This is a genomic window from Caballeronia sp. NK8, from assembly GCF_018408855.1.
In the GTDB taxonomy this organism is placed as follows: domain Bacteria; phylum Pseudomonadota; class Gammaproteobacteria; order Burkholderiales; family Burkholderiaceae; genus Caballeronia.
In genome coordinates, this window is sequence record NZ_AP024323.1 from 236,187 (window position 1) to 252,846 (window position 16,660).

A 16,660-nucleotide genomic window follows, 5' to 3' on the forward strand; every position below is an offset into this window, starting at 1 on the left:
GCGCGCCTGGCCGGGGGTTTTGGCGAGTCTCGAAACGCGAACCCGTTTGCTATACTCAGACGGTCATCGGAGGAGGGTCCTCTCCGCTCTGGCAGGCGCCGGAACGACCCGCGAAAAGTCCCGCTTGAGGAAGCGTTCCCAAGCGGGTTTTTGCTTTCGCGGGATAGCCCAGACGCCGGTCGGAATCCATATTTTCGCAATTGCAACGGGTGAAAGATGAGCCTCAAAGACCAGATCAACGACGACATGAAGACTGCCATGCGCGCAAAGGAAACCGAGCGCCTCGGCACGATTCGCCTGCTGCTCGCGGGAATCAAGCAGCGCGAAGTCGACGATCGCGTCACGCTCGACGACGCGGGCATCACCGCCGTCATCGACAAGATGATCAAGCAGCGCAAGGATTCGATCAGCCAGTTCGAAGCCGCGGGCCGCACCGATCTCGCCGACAAGGAAAAAGCGGAACTGGTGGTGCTCGCGGCGTACATGCCCGAACAGCTCTCCGCCGAAGCGATCGCCGCCGAGGTCCAGGCCGCCGTCGCCGCGACAGGCGCCGCCGGTCCGCAGGACATGGGCAAGGTGATGGGCGTGCTCAAGCCGAAACTTGCCGGCAAGGCCGACATGACCGCGGTTTCGGCGCAGGTGAAGGCCGCACTCGCCAAGTAACCGCCGCGGCTTATTCGATCGGTGATTCCGCACGCATTCCTGCAGGATTTGCTCAACCGCGTCGACATCGTCGACGTGGTGGGCCGTTACGTCCAGTTGAAAAAGGGCGGCGCGAACTTCATGGGGCTCTGCCCGTTCCACAACGAGAAGAGCCCGTCGTTCACCGTCAGCCCGACCAAACAGTTCTATCACTGCTTCGGCTGCGGCGCGCACGGCACCGCGATCGGCTTTCTGATGGAGCACACGGGTCTCACCTTCCCCGAGGCCGTGAAGGACCTTGCGCAAGGCGCGGGGCTGACGGTGCCGCAGGAGCCTTCGAACAACTTCCGTGGCGGCAGCGGCGGTGGCGAAAGCGCGCCGAGCAAGGCGGTCAGCGTCGCGTTGACCGAAGTCATGCAGACCGCCTGCGATTTCTATCGCAAGCAACTGCGCGGCGCGCCGAACGCCATCGCTTATTTGAAGAAGCGCGGTCTGACGGGCGAGGTCGCGGCGCGTTTCGGCCTCGGCTATGCGCCGGACGGCTGGCAGAACCTCGAAACCGCGTTTCCCGATTATCGGAATGACAACCTGGTGGAATCGGGGCTCGTGATCGTCAGCGAGAAGACCGATTCGCAAGGACAGGCACGGCGCTACGACCGCTTTCGCGAGCGCGTGATGTTTCCCATCCGCAACGTGAAGGGCAACGTGATCGGCTTCGGCGGGCGCGTGCTCGACGGCGGCGAGCCCAAATATCTGAACTCGCCGGAGACGCCGCTGTTCAGCAAGGGCAGCGAGCTGTACGGGCTGTTCGAGGCGCGTCTGGCGATTCGCGAACTGGGCTACGTGCTCGTCGTCGAAGGATATATGGACGTCGTCGCACTCGCGCAACTCGGGTTTGCGAACGCCGTGGCGACGCTCGGCACGGCCTGCACGCCGATCCACGTGCAAAAGCTGTTTCGTCAGACGGATACCGTGGTGTTCAGTTTCGACGGCGATTCGGCTGGCCGGCGCGCCGCGCGCCGCGCGCTGGAGGCGGCGCTGCCGCACGCGGCGGACAATCGGACGATCAAGTTTCTGTTCCTGCCGAAAGAGCATGATCCGGACAGCTACGTGCGCGAGTTCGGCACCGACGGATTCGGCGAGCAGATCGATCGCGCGATGCCGATGTCGCAATTCCTGCTGAATGAGGTGTTGAACGACAAGGAACTGGAGCAGCCCGAAGGCCGCGCGAAAGCGCTCTTCGACGCGAAGCCGCTGCTGCAGGCGCTGCCCGCGAACGCGCTGCGGGTGCAGATCCTGCATATGCTCGCGGACCGGCTCGACACGCCGTTCACGGAGATCGCCGCGCTGTGCGACATCGATTCGCGCGCCGCGGCGGTCGCCCGCGCGAACGTGCCGAAGAGCGAACGCCGTCGCGTGACGGGTCAGGAGCAACGCGCCTTGCGCAATCTGGTGATGTATCCGGGCATCGCGGTGGCGCTCGATCAGGACAGCGAGCGCACCCTCGTCACCATGACCGAGCACGGCGAAATTTTCAGCGAAGTGATCGGTCACGCGCGCGAACTCGGCGGCGAGGCGGAATTCCAGATGCTCTCGGACGTCTTGAGAAATGCAGCAAATGCGCCCACGTACGAAGATATCTTCCAGGAAATTCTCGCCTATGATGAAAACGTTCGCGATTTGCTGATGCGCGATCCGTCGGACGAGGACGCGGCGCAGCGTGTCGAGGAACAGAAGCGCCTGCTCGCCGAGGAGTTGCAGGCGACGGTGGTGAAGCTACGGCATGACAGCTATCGCGCACGGCTGGATCAAATGGCGCGGCAGTCGAGTCTGTCGGCGGAAGAGGTCGCGGAGTTCTCGGATCTGTCGACGAAAGTCGCTCAGATCAAGGCTGGACGGGGCGCGAGCCGGGATGCCGGAAAATGAGAATGCTATAATCGAAAGTTCAAAAAGGATTGCTTTTTGTCAACTGTTGAGGCGTTTTCGGGTAGAGGAAGAGCAGCGGGATAGAAGCAGGAAGGCGCGGGCTGAATCGGCGTTTCGAGCGGCGGTGCGGTGTGCTCATACGTGGTGCGCGCCGCATAAATCACACGAAACGGGCCGGTAAGCACGCCGACGAACAGACGGGCATAAGGGAAGCGGCTGCTATTGAGGGTAGGGCGAGAAGACGATTCACACTCGTTCGATCCGCGATGGCGCCCCGGGCAGGGCACGCAGGACGAAGCAGCGTGCGCAGATTGGGTATTCACGGTTCCATCGGCTGTTGTCCAGCAGCCGCGAGTCGAGACTAAAGCCGGTATGGCGAACTCCATGACGAAAAAGCTGAACGATGTATCCGTCGAAGACGACGCAATGCAAAACGCAGAGTCTGGCGCCGCTCCCGCGGCGAAGGTCGAGAAGGCCAGGGCTCGCGATCGCCGCGCGAAGGAAAAGGCACTGCTGAAGGACGCGTTCTCGTCGAGCGCGCCCGGCACCGTCGAGGAACTCGAGGAGCGGCGCGGCAAGCTGCGCGCGCTCATCAAGCTCGGCAAGGAGCGCGGCTTCCTCACGTACGGCGAGATCAACGATCATCTGCCCGACAACTTCACGGAAACCGAGGCGATCGAAGGCATCATCAGCACGTTCAATGACATGGGCGTGGCGGTGTATGAGCAAGCGCCCGATGCCGAAACGCTGCTGCTGAACGACAACGCGCCGAATGCCTCCTCCGACGACGAAGTCGAGGAAGAAGCCGAAGTCGCGCTTTCCACGGTCGATTCCGAATTCGGCCGCACGACCGACCCGGTGCGTATGTACATGCGCGAGATGGGCACGGTCGAACTGCTGACGCGCGAAGGCGAAATCGAGATCGCCAAGCGGATCGAAGACGGTCTCAAGCACATGGTCATGGCGATCTCCGCTTGCCCGACCACCATCGCGGACATCCTGGCGATGGCCGAGCGCGTCCAGAACGAGGAAGTGCGCGTCGATGAACTCGTCGATGGCCTGCTCGATCCGAATGCGCAGGACACGGACGGTTTCTCCGAGCAGGAAGCGGAGGCGATCGAATCCGAGGAGGAGGAAACCGAGGAAGAGAGCGACGAGGAAGAGGAAGAAGAGGACGACGGCAGCGCGCAGGCCAGCGCCAACGCCGCGCAGCTGGAAGCTCTGAAAGCCCAGTCGCTCGAGAAGTTCGCGCTGATCAGCGAATGGTTCGACAAGATGCGCCGTGCCTACGAGAAGGAAGGCTACAAGTCGAAGGCGTATCTGAAGGCGCAGGAAGCCATCCAGACCGAGCTGATGAACATCCGCTTCACGGCGCGCACCGTCGAGCGTCTGTGCGATACGTTGCGCGCGCAAGTGGACGAGGTGCGGCAGGTCGAGCGGCAGATTCTGCATACCGTGGTCGACAAGTGCGGCATGCCGCGCGCGGAGTTCATCACGCGCTTCCCCGGCAACGAGACCGATCTCGAATGGTCCGACAAGGTCGTTGCGGAAGGGCACGAGTACAGCGCGGTGCTGGAGCGCAATATTCCGGCGATCCGCGAACAGCAGCAGCGTCTGCTCGATCTGCAGGCGCGCGTCGTGCTGCCGTTGAAGGACCTGAAGGAAACCAACCGTCAGATGGCCGCGGGCGAACTGAAGGCGCGTCAGGCGAAGCGCGAAATGACGGAGGCGAACCTGCGTCTCGTGATTTCGATCGCGAAGAAGTACACGAACCGTGGCCTGCAGTTCCTCGATCTGATCCAGGAAGGCAACATCGGCCTGATGAAGGCGGTGGACAAGTTCGAATATCGGCGCGGTTACAAGTTCTCGACTTATGCGACGTGGTGGATCCGTCAGGCCATCACGCGTTCGATTGCGGACCAGGCGCGTACGATCCGCATTCCGGTTCACATGATCGAGACGATCAACAAGATGAACCGCATCTCGCGTCAGATTTTGCAGGAGACCGGTCTCGAGCCGGACCCGGCGACGCTGGCCGAGAAGATGGAAATGCCGGAGGACAAGATCCGCAAGATCATGAAGATCGCGAAGGAGCCGATCTCCATGGAAACGCCGATCGGCGACGACGACGATTCGCACCTCGGCGATTTCATCGAGGACACGAATACCGTCGCTCCGTCCGATGCGGCGCTGCACGCGTCGATGCGCGATGTCGTGAAGGATGTGCTCGACTCGCTGACGCCGCGCGAAGCCAAAGTGCTGCGCATGCGCTTCGGGATCGAGATGAGCACGGATCACACGCTCGAGGAAGTCGGCAAGCAGTTCGATGTCACCCGTGAGCGGATTCGCCAGATCGAAGCGAAGGCGCTGCGCAAGCTGCGGCATCCGAGTCGGTCGGACAAGTTGAAGTCATTCCTGGAAGGGAACTGACAGGGACTTGTTTTGAGAGGCGTTGTGAGGCAAACTCGCTACCCTTCGAAAGCCGCGCTGCGCAATGTTCGGAAGTAACAGAAAGCGCCGATAATGGCGCTTTCTTTTTGCCCTTTGCGTGCAAAAGGGCCGGAAGCTTAACTGGTATAAGCTGTCGACTCATAATCGACCGATAGTGGGTTCGAGCCCCACCCGGCCCACCATTCTTTCTTCGTTGAATCAAACGATCAGCAGAAGCGCTGTTTTCTGACCTTGATAAGACCATTCAGGGACCGTTCAAGGATGTCAGTGGGTCATGACACCGCCTCGGGCGTCCGAAGCCTGTGTTATCGCCACGTTATTTCGTATTCCTTGTTACTTCTATCCCGAACATCGGGGCGAATTTCACGCATCGGAATCGTTCGCAAAAAGCGCGAGATAGTCGGCCGGGTTGACCGGTTGGCCGCCCACGCGCACTTCGAAGTGCAGGTGCGGACCGGTCGAGCGCCCGGTCGAGCCAACCTCAGCGATCGCTTCGCGCGGCTGCACACGCTGTCCGACGCGAACCTCGATCTTCGAGGCATGAGCGTAGCGCGTTATAAAGCCGTTACCGTGATCGATCTCGACGGTATTGCCATAGCCGGGCATCGGCCCAGCGTGGATCACGCGGCCGCCGGCGGCCGCGAGGATCGGGGTGCCCGTCGGGGCGACCAGATCCACGCCCGGATGGAAACTCGGATGGTGCGTGAATGGGTCGAGGCGGTTGCCAAACGGGGAACCGGTGCGTCCGAGCGCGAGCGGTCGGCGCCCCGGGAACGCCCGCAGTGCCGCCTCGTGCTCGGCTACGCCCTGTTCGAGCGTGGCGAGCGTCGCCGCGAGGCAGTCGAGTTCGCCGCGGGCGACTTGCGGATCTGGATGCGCGCCGGCCGCTTGGCAAGGTCGCGGCGGCAGTTCCGGGCCGCCCTCGGCATCGCTATAAGCCCCGCGCGCTGACGTCCCTGCGACTGCCTTCGTGGCGGTCGCGAGCGGCGATCGCGCGCGCAGGCGCTGGTCAAACGCGCTGAGGGCGTCCAGTTGCGCGGCGAGCTGCTCGGCGCGCGCATCCAGCGAGGCATTCGCGGCCTGCAGGCGCGCGAACTCGGCTGCCGCGTAAGGGGAGGGAGATGCGACGGACGGGGCGAAGGAAGACCTCGCAGGCTCGTGGCGGACGCGCAGCGGCGCGGCGCTGTAGTGCCCCAGCGCAAGGCCGGCAGCCAACGAGAGCGCGACCGCCGCGCAGGCGGTGCCAACGATGGCACGCAGCGCGCCGCGCCGCATCACGATATACAGATGCTCTTCGAGCGCGAGACGACTGTCGCCACCCTTACTCCCCTGTAACTAATTTCCAATTGTGAGATGGTAGGAGCGCGTCAGATCTCCGCCTATCGGACGAATCAGAGAAATTTGGGATAAGGGAGTAAGCCGCAACTGCACAGCGGTCGACAGTCCAGACTATGGCGCAGACGGCGCGCCGCTGCTCGCGCGCCGGCGCCTTTGCGCTGTCGATCGCACGGCGTTTCAAGCTGATGCCGGACGCGACGCTGGCTGCGGTTTAGTCGGCGGAGCGGCCTTCACGCTGTGAACTGTGAGACTGGGGCTTGATGGCAGCGAGATGCGGAATGTCGCTGTCTGGCGCGTGAAAGAACACCCGCTGTTCGAGCGATTGTGTGAAATGAAACGCGTTGGGATTTTCGTGACGCAGCCGTGCGACGACGGCATCGATGGCGGCAATTCGGCTGCCGGCGCCCTTATGCGGAATGGTTGATTCCATCAGGGACTTGCGTTGAGCGGGTGTCAGAAACACGATACTTCCTTCCCGTTGTTCGGGACGTGGGCTCAGAGAATTTCGACGAAACGATCAGCGCCAACGGCATCGCGGCACGCAACTCGCGTTCGAGCTGAAAATTCTGAGCAACATGGTATCGAGGTCCCATCAGACAAGTCTTAAACGTCTGCCACTTTGTATCGCAGTGCTCCCGTTTATCCGCAGGTGCATCTGCCTGTTGTCATGTCATGGTCCCGCTTCGGGCACCGACACGAGGCGCTCGCCGCCGACTGCCAGCGGATGCTCAGTGAACAGCCGCAATCGAGTGAAGACGCATATCGGCATGGTCAATGTGTACTGCGCCGATGCGCGAGAACGGGCTGATCGCGTAGAGGCACGACCTGCATCCAGTCGACCGCCTACGCACACATCGATTAGTGAAACAGTGAAGTGAGCAGACGGACCAGCGTTTCGATCATCGTCGTTGGAACGGCTTCTTGCAGGGGATTGCGCGGCAGAGCAGCCTGGCGGGACAGCGCTGCGACATCGATCAGGAAGAAGGGGCTCATGACTGTTTCACCTCGGTTGCGTTTCGGACAGGACTAATTTTGAGATAAACCGGGTTGTGTCTCCATCGGACGTGTCTCAAAAATATCGGTCCCGCGACCTGGTTAGAGTCCCACTACTTTGCATTCGCCGCGAAGTAGCGCCCATTCCTCGCATGACTGGCCATCGGGAAAGCGGCACATGCCGAGCTGGCCGTTGCTGGTATCGACGATTTGCAGCGTTCCGCCTTGGCGAGCGCAATTCACGGATGCCGGATTTGCAAGGCCGATCCGCGCGTCGGCCCGCGAAGCAGGTTGATTCGCGGATGCATTTGCGCTCGGCGGATGCGGTTGCGCGCAAGCCGCCAACAAAGAAAGACACGAGATTAAGACAGGAACGGGCTTGAGCATGAATCAGTATTCTCCGGTTAGAAATTCAGTCATCCCTGGCTATGTCGACGGCGCCTGTTGAGTCGGCGGTCTTTGACCAATCGCCCACCCATGGAGCACTTTTAAGCTAAAAATATTGCGGAAATACTGATTCGGAATGCAAATGAAATTTTCAAGGGTTTTCTTTTGACCATTGATTTTGATTCATGTCGCGTTGAGCGCGCCCGCAAGCTCAATGCAAGGGCGCCCCGCCTTTATCAAAATCGTGCGTCAAATAGGACCAGGAAAGCAGGAGATCGCTCGCGCGCATTGGCCGAAGCGCGTCACACCGCGAAAAAAAATCAAACCTTTCTAACAAACTCCGTCTTAAGACTCATAGCACCAAACCCTTCGATCTTGCAGTCGATGTCATGATCGGCATCGACGAGGCGAATGTTCTTGACTTTGGTGCCCATCTTGACCACTCCACCACCGCCCTTGAGTTTGAGATCCTTTATGACAGTCACAGTGTCGCCATCATGAAGAACGTTCCCGGCGGAATCGCGATAAACCTTTGCGGTGGGCTCCGACGCGGCGCTCATCTGCGTGGACCATTCGTGCGCACATTCGGGGCAGATGTACATGCCAGCGTCTTCGTATGTGAATCCCGAATGGCATTGCGGACAGGGAGGTAGTGCGTTCATACGTATTGCTTGATGCCTCGCGGCGATATGGAAGGCGGGAAGTATAGCGCCGTCGGACGCCGAGACGACGCGACAGACGGTCCGACCCATCGCTATATTCCCCCATACATTCCGCCCTATGCAAATGATAAAAATGTTTTGCTTTCGTGAACGGAATTTCTGCTCCAACATGAACTAGTTCTTAAAAGCACATGGAGTGAGACATGGAAAGCACAGCGGACTTGAAGCGCTACGAATTGCTGATCAACGGCGAATTCGTCCCGCCGAGTGGCGGCGAGTACTCGACCAACCTGGACCCGGCGACCGAAAACCCCATCGCGCGCGTGGCGCAAGGCACATCGGCTGATGTCGATCGCGCGGTGCAGGCGGCGCGCGCCGCGCTCAAGCCCTGGAACGCGATCCGCGCCGCCGAGCGCGGCCGCATCCTGATGAAGCTCGCCGACCTGCTTCGCGAAAATCAAGAAGAGCTGGCGGCCCTCGAAAGTCTCGACGCAGGCAAGCCGATCGCCGGCGTGCAGCGCCAGGACGTGCCCGCCGCCATCGATACGCTCGCCTACTACGCCGGCTGGTGCGACAAGATCAACGGACAGGTCGTGCCCGCGCGCCCCGATGCGCTCACCTACACCGTGCGCGAGCCCGTCGGCGTGGTCGCGGCGATCGTCCCGTGGAATTTTCCGCTGATGATCGGCATGTGGAAGATCGCGCCGGCGCTCGCATGCGGCTGCACGTTGATCGTGAAGCCGGCAGAAATCACACCGCTCTCCGCACTGATGATCGGACGGCTCGCGCTGGAAGCGGGCGTGCCGCCTGGCGTGCTCAACATCGTGACGGGCAAGGGTTCGGTCGTCGGGGATTCGCTCGTCGCGCATCCGGGTGTCGACAAGGTGACGTTCACCGGTTCGCCGTCCGTCGGGCGTGGCATCCTGCAAGGCGCGGCGGGCAATTTCAAGCGCGTCACGCTGGAACTCGGCGGCAAGTCCGCCAACGTGATTTTCGCGGACGGGAATATCGATAGCGCCGTGCGCGCCGCCGCGTCGGGCATCTTCTTCAACGCCGGACAAGTCTGCTCGGCGGGCTCGCGCATTCTTGCCCAACGCGCTGTCTACGATGAAGTCGTCGAGCGCCTCGCCCAGCGCGCGCAGACGATCAAGCTCGGCGATCCGTCCAAACGCGAAACCAATATGGGCCCGCTCATTTCGGCCAAGCAGATGAAGAGCGTGCTGGACTATGTGGATATCGGCAAGGAAGAGGGCGCATCGCTCGTCGCGGGCGGCAAGCGCGTGGGCGAGCGCGGCTATTTCGTCGAGCCTACCGTGTTCGCCAACGTCGAGCATGAGATGCGAATTTCGCAGGAAGAGATCTTCGGGCCGGTCGCGAGCGTCATTCCCTTCGATGACGAAGCCGACGCGCTGCGCATCGCCAACGGCACCGCCTATAGTCTCGCTGCAGGCGTGTGGAGCGCGGATATCGGCCGCGTGCATCGGATGGCCGCCGAACTGAAGGCAGGCACGGTCTGGGTCAATACCTACGGCTTCACGGATGTGCGCCTGCCCTGGGGCGGCGGCGGCGATTCGGGCTTCGGCCGCGAACATGGCGATGTCGCCATCGAAAATTTCACCGAGCCGAAAGCCGTCTGGATCGCGCTGACGCCCTGATGCCGCAGGTCATGCAGCCGCCGCGGGCATCCGCGGCGCATCACCTTCGGCGACCGAACGCAAAACGGCGGTCCGAAGAATCCGGACCGCCCGCATCGATATCAGTGAACTGTCAGACGCGCGCCGTTTCCTGGTTGCGCGCTCGCCAAAGCCGCGCCCGTTGCGTGCTGTCTTCATATTGAACGGTGTTCTGCCGGCACGCTTCGATAGTCGAATTCTTGCGCTCGACGATCGCCTGGCAGAGAAACTCCGCGCTGTACGCCTTCAGCAGATGCGGACAGTGCGATTCGACGAACTGCGCGATCTTGCCGTAATCGCTGTCCGCCGACGCGAGCGAGCGATACGTATGTGCATCCCAACGGAACATCAGGTCGAGTTCTTCGAAAGCGGTGTTGAACGCGCAGACTTGCGCCTGGACTTCGCGGTCATCGTGGTGCGTTGCGTGGATCATGATCGTCTCCTGTATGGCCGTGGGGCATGAATGGAGAATAGGGAACACGATCCATATACGATAGTTAAACCTTTTTTGTTTATGTATTCATCAAGCGTTATGTATTGGGTTTACCCGTCTTCGCGACGATCTGCGTAATCGCTTCGATCTGCGCAGCGCCTTCTTCGATCAAAAACTGCTTGAAGGCGAGCGCCACCGGCGGCAAACGCTTGTTGTTCCGGTGCACGACGAACCAGTTGAGCATCACGGGAAAACCCTCGATATCGAGCACCGCCAGCTTGCCGACCTGCAATTCCATGCTGATCGTGTGCGCGGACAGAAAACTCACGCCCATGCCCGCGATCACGGCCTGCTTGATCGTTTCGGTGCTGGTGATCTCCATCGCGACATTCAGGTTCGAAAGCCGGCCGGCAAAGCCTTCTTCCATCGAATTCCAGGTATCCGAACCGCGCTCCCGGACGATGAACGGTTCATCGGCGAGCGCTTCGAGCGGAACGTTCCTGCGGCCGACCAGCGGATGATCCGGCGGCGCGACGATCACATACGGATGCGGCGCGAACGACACGTTGACCGTATCCATGTCGCGCGGCGGGCGCACCATCACGGCGAGATCGGTCAGATTATCGGAAAGCTGATGCAGCAATTCTTCGCGGTTGTGCACTGCGAGATTCAGCCTGACATCGGTGTTACGCCGAGTGAAAGCCGCCAGTAATCGGGGGAAAAAATAGTCGCCCGCGCTGATCACCGCGACGTTGAGCGTGCCGCCCGAAATTCCCTTGAGCCGCGCCATCGCGTCGTCCGCCTCGCGGAACTGCTCCAGAATCGACCGGCTGTAATGAAGCATTTCATTCCCGGCGGGCGTCAGGTAGATTTTTTTCCCTAATTGCTCAAACAGCGGCAACCCGGCATGCTCCTCCAGCTGCTTGACCTGCGTCGATACTGCGGGCTGCGTGAGGTACAGCTCCTCGGCGGCGCGGGAAAAACTGAGTCGTCGGGCGACGGTTTCGAAGATCTTCAGTTGACGCAGGGTGGCGTTGCGCAGCACGGCAATCCTTCATCCATTAACGATACCTAATTTATACAATAATTTTTTCTTACTTTCCTTAATCGTTTTTCTCCTCCACGATGCTTTCACGCCTTGGATCGTTGTAAGGCGGACAGTCGTGGTTAGCACGAACGGCCATGCTGAACCCCGAGCGTTGGCCTTCATGCTGCACAGCGTCAAAAAGCATCACTCCGCAACAGATGAAGCCCGAAAAGGGCCGCATCAACCATCCGAACTTTATTGGGAATCGCTTGAAATGATTTGTCGATCGCCTGACGCGGATGCCTGCCAGATGTGCGAATCGATCGCCCAATTCACCACGCGCACGACGCGCGACATACGGGACAGACGGCCTCACGCCCACGCCGCCTGGACCGAGCATTTCCCCTGACCGACCGCTCGCCGCCGACGCAATGCGCCGGCTTCTCGCAGCACATCAAGCGCCACACGAGCGCTGAGACAGATAACGGAGACAGACATGGCAAGCGCAGACACGATTGTGTCCGGGCAATCGCACGGGCGTCATCACAACAGATGGTTTCAGCTAACGATCGGCATCATATGCATGGGGCTGGTCGCCAATCTTCAATACGCGTGGACACTCTTCGTCGTACCCATGGATGCGAAGCATCACTGGGGGCAAGCGGCGATTCAAACCGCCTTCACTATTTTCATCGTCACTGAAACCTGGCTCGTGCCAGTCGAAGGCTGGCTCGTCGATAAATTCGGGCCGCGGCCCGTCGTCATCGGCGGATCGATCTGCGCGGCGCTCGGCTGGATCATCGACGCGAACGCGACCAGTCTCATCCATCTGTATATCGGCGCGGTGGTCGCGGGCATCGGCGCGGGATGCGTGTACGGCACCTGCGTCGGCACGGCGCTCAAGTGGTTCCCGGACAAGCGCGGTCTCGCGGCGGGTCTGACCGCGGCGGGCTTCGGCGCGGGCGCGGCCGTCACGGTGATTCCGATCTCCAACATGATCCAGAGCTCGGGCTACGAGCAGGCCTTCATGTTCTTCGGCATCTTTCAGGGCGTGTGCATCTTCCTGCTCGCGCTGATGCTGGTGCGTCCGAATCCGCCCAAGGGCATCGTGCCGGCGAAACGCGTCGTGTCGACGAAAATCGACTACACGACCGGACAGATGGTGCGTACGCCGCTCTTCTGGGTGCTGTATCTGATGTTCGTGTTCGTCGCGGCGGGCGGCGTGATCGCCACCGCGCAGTTCGGGCCGATCGCGAAGGAATACGGCTTCGCGAAGATGCCGGTGAACCTGCTCGGCGTCACGCTGCCGCTGCTCGCGATGACGCTTTCCATCGATAACCTCTGCAACGGCTTCACGCGTCCGCTGTGCGGCTTCATCTCCGACAAGATCGGCCGCGAGAACACGATGTTCTTCATTTTCCTTGGTGAAGGCGTCGCGCTGCTCGGGTTGATGGAGTTCGGGCACAACCCGTATCTGTTCATGCTGTTCGCGGCGATGACGTTCCTGTGCTGGGGCGAGATTTTCTCGATCTTCCCGGCGACTTGCGCCGATACCTTCGGCAGCAAATACGCCGCCGCCAACGCGGGCACGCTGTACACGGCGAAAGGCACGGCGTCGATGCTGGTGCCGCTCGCCTCGGTGCTCGCGTCGATCGGCTCGTGGAACGCGGTGTTCATCGCTACCGCGATCACGTCGATCGCGGCGGGCCTGTGCGCCAAGTTCGTGCTCGCGCCGATGCGCCGCCGCTGGATCGAGAACACAGTCACCGAGACGTCGTCGGAATCGCCGGTCAATGCATCGTTCCAGACGGGCTGGGACGCATCGAAGACGGTTCAGTAAGGCGGCCGGGGCATGGCGCGCGAACAGCTTCCGTCACTCAGCGTCTCGCTGCATCAACTGAGGCTGTTCGTCACGCTCGCGCGGCATCGCAGCTTCACGCGCGCGGGCGACGAATTCGGCATCACGCAATCGGCGGTCAGCCGCAGCATCCGCGAACTCGAAGACGAAATCGCGCTGCGGCTTTTCGATCGCACCACGCGGCAGGTCGCGCTGACGGATACCGGCCGCCGCCTGCTCGCGCGCATCGCGCCGCTCGTCGAGGAACTGGAAGCGACGCTCAGACTGCGCCCGCAGGAAGGCGGTGAGCCGGGCGTGGTGAATCTCGCGAGCAGTTGCGGTCTGACGGCGAGCGTCTTGCCCGCGCTGCTCGGTTCATGTCGCGAGCGTCTGCCGGACATCACGGTCGTCGTGATGGATCGTCCGCAGAACGCGGTCTTGCAGCTCGTGCGCTCGGGCGAGGCGGAAATGGGCGTGGTCATCGCGCCGGACAGTCTCGACGAACTCGCCGCCGAGCCGCTTTTCGCCGATGGTTTTGCCGCCGTCGTCGGCGCGTCGCACCGGCTGAGCGTGGCCGGGCGCATCGACTGGCAGCAACTGCGCGGAACGCCGATTCTCCTTCTCGATGACGACACCGGCAGCCTCGCCGCCATCGAAGCGGCGCTCGCGCTGCACGGGGTGACCGGCGCGGTGCGTCAGAAACTCACGCAGGCGACGGCGGTTGCGCGCATGGCCGAAGCCGGTCTGGGCATCGGCATTCTGCCGATGCACGCGCGCACCGCGTGCGACAGCGTGCAGTCGCGCTTCATCCCGCTCATGCCGAACGCCTCGCGCACCATCATGCTCGTGCGGCGCAAGAACCGCGCATTGCGGGCCAGCGCGGCGAACGTCTGGTCACACTTCATCGCATCCTCGTCGCATACTCTCATCACGGGCCAGGCCGTCGAGGCCTGACCGACGCGTTTTCTTCCCACATCGCACACCCGCGGCACGCTTGGCGCATGCGGGTTTTCGCTCGTCCGCATATGTACGATTCGCCTTGTCCTTGCTCGATACGGAATGTAGTATCTTGTATATCAGAAGGCTAAAAAGCTACAAACCCTCAGGAGACGAACCATGAAAATCTGCGTGTACGGCGCCGGCGCGATCGGCGGCTATATGGGTGCGCAACTGGCGCGCGCGGGTGCGGACGTCAGTTTCGTCGCGCGCGGACCGCATCTGGCGGCCATGCAGGCGAACGGCGTCAAGCTTCGGATCGACGGTGAAGAGCACGTCGTCAAGGTGCGCTGCACGAACAACCCCGCCGAACTGGGCCCGCAGGATTTCGTGATCATCGCGTTGAAGGCGCATTCGATACCGGCGGTCGTCGACCTGATTCCGCCGCTGCTCGGCCCGGAAACGGCGATCGTCACGGCCGTCAATGGACTGCCTTACTGGTATTTCTACAAGCACGGCGGCGAGCTGGAAGGCACGAAACTGCAGAGCGTCGATCCGGGCGGCCGGCAATGGGACGTGTTCGGACCGCAGCGGGCCATCGGTTGCGTGCTGCTGCCGGCGGCGGAGATCGCGGAGCCGGGCGTCATCGAGCATCACTACGGCAAGAAGTTCCCGATCGGCGAACCGAGCGGGGAGATCACGCCGCGGTTGCAGGCGCTGCACGACATGATGGCCAAGGCGGACATGGAAGCGCCGATGCGCGACAACATCCGCGACGAGATCTGGCTGAAGCTCTGGGGCAACCTTTGCTTCAACCCGATCAGCGCGCTGACCGGCGCGACGCTCGACGTGCTGACGAGCGATCCCGGCACGCGCGCGCTCTCGAAGGCGATGATGCTGGAGGCGAAGGCTATCGGCGACAGGATCGGCGTGAACTTCCGTGTCGACGTGGAGCGGCGCATCAACGGCGCGGGCGCGGTCGGCGCACACAAGACGTCGATGCTGATGGACTGCGAAGCCGGCCGGCCGATGGAAATCGATCCCTTGATGACCGTCGTGCAGGAAATCGGCCGCCTGGTGCACGTCGAGACGCCGATGCTCGATGCGGTTCTTGCATTGATCAAGCTGCGCGAGGGAGTGAATCAGGGCACGGCGAAGGCATTGCCGCTCCCGCAATCCCAAAAAGCCGCCTAAACTGCAGACGAAGGCGCCAGCGTTGTTTCTGATATACAAGATGCAAAATACGTTGCGTTCTGCTGCGACGCAGCATATACTGAGGGCTCTTGAGTGATTTGACTGGAGCCTGAAATGAGCATCGCCCTGTTGGTGGTTGTCGGATTCGCGCTGGTTGCCGTTGGTGCGGGTGTTACGTTTATGATTGCGTCGTCGGTGCCGCAGAGCATGCTGCAGCGCGCACAGAATCACGGTCGCTTCGCCGGACTCGCGGCGGAAGATCAGAACGGCGGTTCGGGCAAGCGTGTCGACGCTCGCCGTCCGCACTTGGGAAATCAAGCCATCAATGCCATCTGATACTCAATCGGTAGACAGGCCGGACGTTCGGTCCACGGGACTCACCCTTTCGCTGGAACCGATCAATGCCACGGTTTCGCTGCGCGACCAGGCGTACGCGAAACTGCGGCAGGCGATCGCAGACGCGGACATCTACCGTTCGCGCGAAGAAATCCGTCTCGACGAAAAAGAGCTGACCGAAGCGCTCGGCGTCTCGCGCACGCCTATCCGCGAGGCCATGACGCTGCTCGAGCAGGAAGGCTTTCTGCGCACGGTGCCACGGCGCGGCGTCTATATCCTGCGCAAGACCAAGCGCGAGATCGTCGAGATGATTCATATGTGGGCGGCGCTGGAGAGCATGGCGGCGCGCCTCGCGACGCAGCGCGCGACAGACGCGGAAATCGCGCAGTTGCGGCACATGTTCGACAACTTCCGCGACTCGACCCCGGCCGAGCATATCGACGAGTATTCGGAAGCGAACATCTCGTTCCATTCCGCGATCGTGCGGCTGGCGAAGTCGGAAATCATCTTCGACACGATCAAGAACATCTTCGTGCACGTGCGCGCGATCCGTAAGATGACGATCTCGCAGAGCGACCGGGCATCGCGCTCGATCGTCGATCACATGCGTATCATCGAGGCGCTGGAGAAGCGCGACACGGAACTGGTCGAACGGCTCGTGAAGCAGCACTCGCTGGATCTGGCGGCGTTTGTCGAGGCGAATTGCGACTTTCTGGATTGATGCCGGATTGAAGCGCCAGCATTGAAAAAGGCCGCGTGGCGTTTGCCGGGCGGCCTTTTTTGCGTTCTGAGTTACAGAACCGGGATTGCCAACGCTTGCTCGAT

16 protein-coding genes and 1 tRNA gene are annotated in these 16,660 nt (G+C 61.5%); 10 read left to right on the forward strand and 7 right to left on the reverse strand.

Annotated elements, in window-relative coordinates; genetic code table 11:
- Window positions 1–216: 216 nt before the first annotated feature.
- The 4 genes from NK8_RS15670 to NK8_RS15685 all read left to right on the forward strand — a co-directional run bounded on the left by NK8_RS15670 (window position 217) and on the right by NK8_RS15685 (window position 5,201).
- Entirely contained in the window at window positions 217–663 is a 447-nt protein-coding gene (locus NK8_RS15670; protein WP_162067056.1) for a GatB/YqeY domain-containing protein, read from the forward strand.
- Between the two features lie 21 nt (window positions 664–684).
- The gene (gene dnaG, locus NK8_RS15675; protein WP_213229843.1) at window positions 685–2,568 is read left to right on the forward strand and encodes a DNA primase; all 1,884 of its coding nucleotides are present in this window, start codon (window positions 685–687) and stop codon (window positions 2,566–2,568) included.
- A 372-nt stretch (window positions 2,569–2,940) separates the two neighbouring features.
- The gene (rpoD, locus tag NK8_RS15680; protein ID WP_162067058.1) at window positions 2,941–4,998 is read left to right on the forward strand and encodes an RNA polymerase sigma factor RpoD; all 2,058 of its coding nucleotides are present in this window, start codon (window positions 2,941–2,943) and stop codon (window positions 4,996–4,998) included.
- 126 nt (window positions 4,999–5,124) lie between these two features.
- Window positions 5,125–5,201: transfer RNA gene (locus NK8_RS15685), tRNA-Ile, on the forward strand.
- Window positions 5,202–5,382: 181 nt separating this feature from the next.
- Here the strand turns inward: NK8_RS15685 and NK8_RS15690 are convergent.
- From NK8_RS15690 to NK8_RS15705, 5 genes are all read right to left on the reverse strand, one after another.
- Window positions 5,383–6,294 carry a M23 family metallopeptidase gene (locus NK8_RS15690; protein ID WP_213230379.1) on the reverse strand — a complete coding sequence of 304 codons (912 nt, stop codon included), beginning with the start codon at window positions 6,292–6,294 and terminating at the stop codon, window positions 5,383–5,385.
- A gap of 274 nt (window positions 6,295–6,568) precedes the next feature.
- Entirely contained in the window at window positions 6,569–6,820 is a 252-nt protein-coding gene (locus NK8_RS15695) for a hypothetical protein (protein ID WP_213229845.1), read from the reverse strand.
- 395 nt (window positions 6,821–7,215) lie between these two features.
- Window positions 7,216–7,350 carry a hypothetical protein gene (locus NK8_RS43390; RefSeq protein WP_286202791.1) on the reverse strand — a complete coding sequence of 45 codons (135 nt, stop codon included), beginning with the start codon at window positions 7,348–7,350 and terminating at the stop codon, window positions 7,216–7,218.
- 102 nt (window positions 7,351–7,452) lie between these two features.
- Entirely contained in the window at window positions 7,453–7,737 is a 285-nt protein-coding gene (locus NK8_RS15700) for a DUF333 domain-containing protein (RefSeq protein WP_213229847.1), read from the reverse strand.
- A gap of 320 nt (window positions 7,738–8,057) precedes the next feature.
- Window positions 8,058–8,399, reverse strand: a complete 342-nt coding sequence (locus tag NK8_RS15705) for a zinc ribbon domain-containing protein YjdM (RefSeq protein ID WP_213229849.1) — start codon at window positions 8,397–8,399, stop codon at window positions 8,058–8,060.
- 203 nt (window positions 8,400–8,602) lie between these two features.
- On the opposite strand from NK8_RS15705, the gene NK8_RS15710 reads away from it, so the two are divergent.
- Window positions 8,603–10,054, forward strand: coding sequence for an aldehyde dehydrogenase family protein (locus tag NK8_RS15710; RefSeq protein WP_213229851.1), 1,452 nt, complete (start codon window positions 8,603–8,605; stop codon window positions 10,052–10,054).
- 112 nt (window positions 10,055–10,166) lie between these two features.
- On the opposite strand, the gene NK8_RS15715 is transcribed toward NK8_RS15710, so the two are convergent.
- Together NK8_RS15715 and NK8_RS15720 are read right to left on the reverse strand one after the other, a co-directional pair.
- Window positions 10,167–10,505 carry a hypothetical protein gene (locus tag NK8_RS15715; RefSeq protein WP_213229853.1) on the reverse strand — a complete coding sequence of 113 codons (339 nt, stop codon included), beginning with the start codon at window positions 10,503–10,505 and terminating at the stop codon, window positions 10,167–10,169.
- Window positions 10,506–10,602: 97 nt separating this feature from the next.
- Window positions 10,603–11,547: a LysR family transcriptional regulator gene (locus tag NK8_RS15720; protein WP_162068201.1), complete on the reverse strand. Its 945-nt coding sequence runs from the start codon at window positions 11,545–11,547 to the stop codon at window positions 10,603–10,605.
- Window positions 11,548–12,028: 481 nt separating this feature from the next.
- Here NK8_RS15720 and oxlT point away from each other — a divergent pair, with 481 nt between their 5' ends.
- The 5 genes from oxlT (at window position 12,029) to NK8_RS15745 (ending at window position 16,556) form a co-directional block, all read left to right on the forward strand.
- Complete coding sequence (oxlT, locus tag NK8_RS15725) at window positions 12,029–13,372, forward strand: oxalate/formate MFS antiporter (RefSeq protein WP_162067064.1); 1,344 nt, start codon at window positions 12,029–12,031, stop codon at window positions 13,370–13,372.
- A 12-nt stretch (window positions 13,373–13,384) separates the two neighbouring features.
- Window positions 13,385–14,323: a LysR family transcriptional regulator gene (locus NK8_RS15730; protein ID WP_213229855.1), complete on the forward strand. Its 939-nt coding sequence runs from the start codon at window positions 13,385–13,387 to the stop codon at window positions 14,321–14,323.
- A 162-nt stretch (window positions 14,324–14,485) separates the two neighbouring features.
- Entirely contained in the window at window positions 14,486–15,499 is a 1,014-nt protein-coding gene (locus tag NK8_RS15735) for a 2-dehydropantoate 2-reductase (RefSeq protein ID WP_213229857.1), read from the forward strand.
- A gap of 114 nt (window positions 15,500–15,613) precedes the next feature.
- Window positions 15,614–15,835 (forward strand): hypothetical protein, encoded by a 222-nt coding sequence (locus NK8_RS15740; RefSeq protein WP_162067067.1) that lies wholly within the window; start codon window positions 15,614–15,616, stop codon window positions 15,833–15,835.
- On the forward strand, window positions 15,825–16,556 hold the full coding sequence (locus tag NK8_RS15745; RefSeq protein ID WP_162067068.1) for a GntR family transcriptional regulator: 732 nt from the start codon (window positions 15,825–15,827) through the stop codon (window positions 16,554–16,556). The genes NK8_RS15740 and NK8_RS15745 overlap by 11 nt, the downstream gene beginning before the upstream one ends.
- Window positions 16,557–16,660 lie beyond the last annotated feature (104 nt).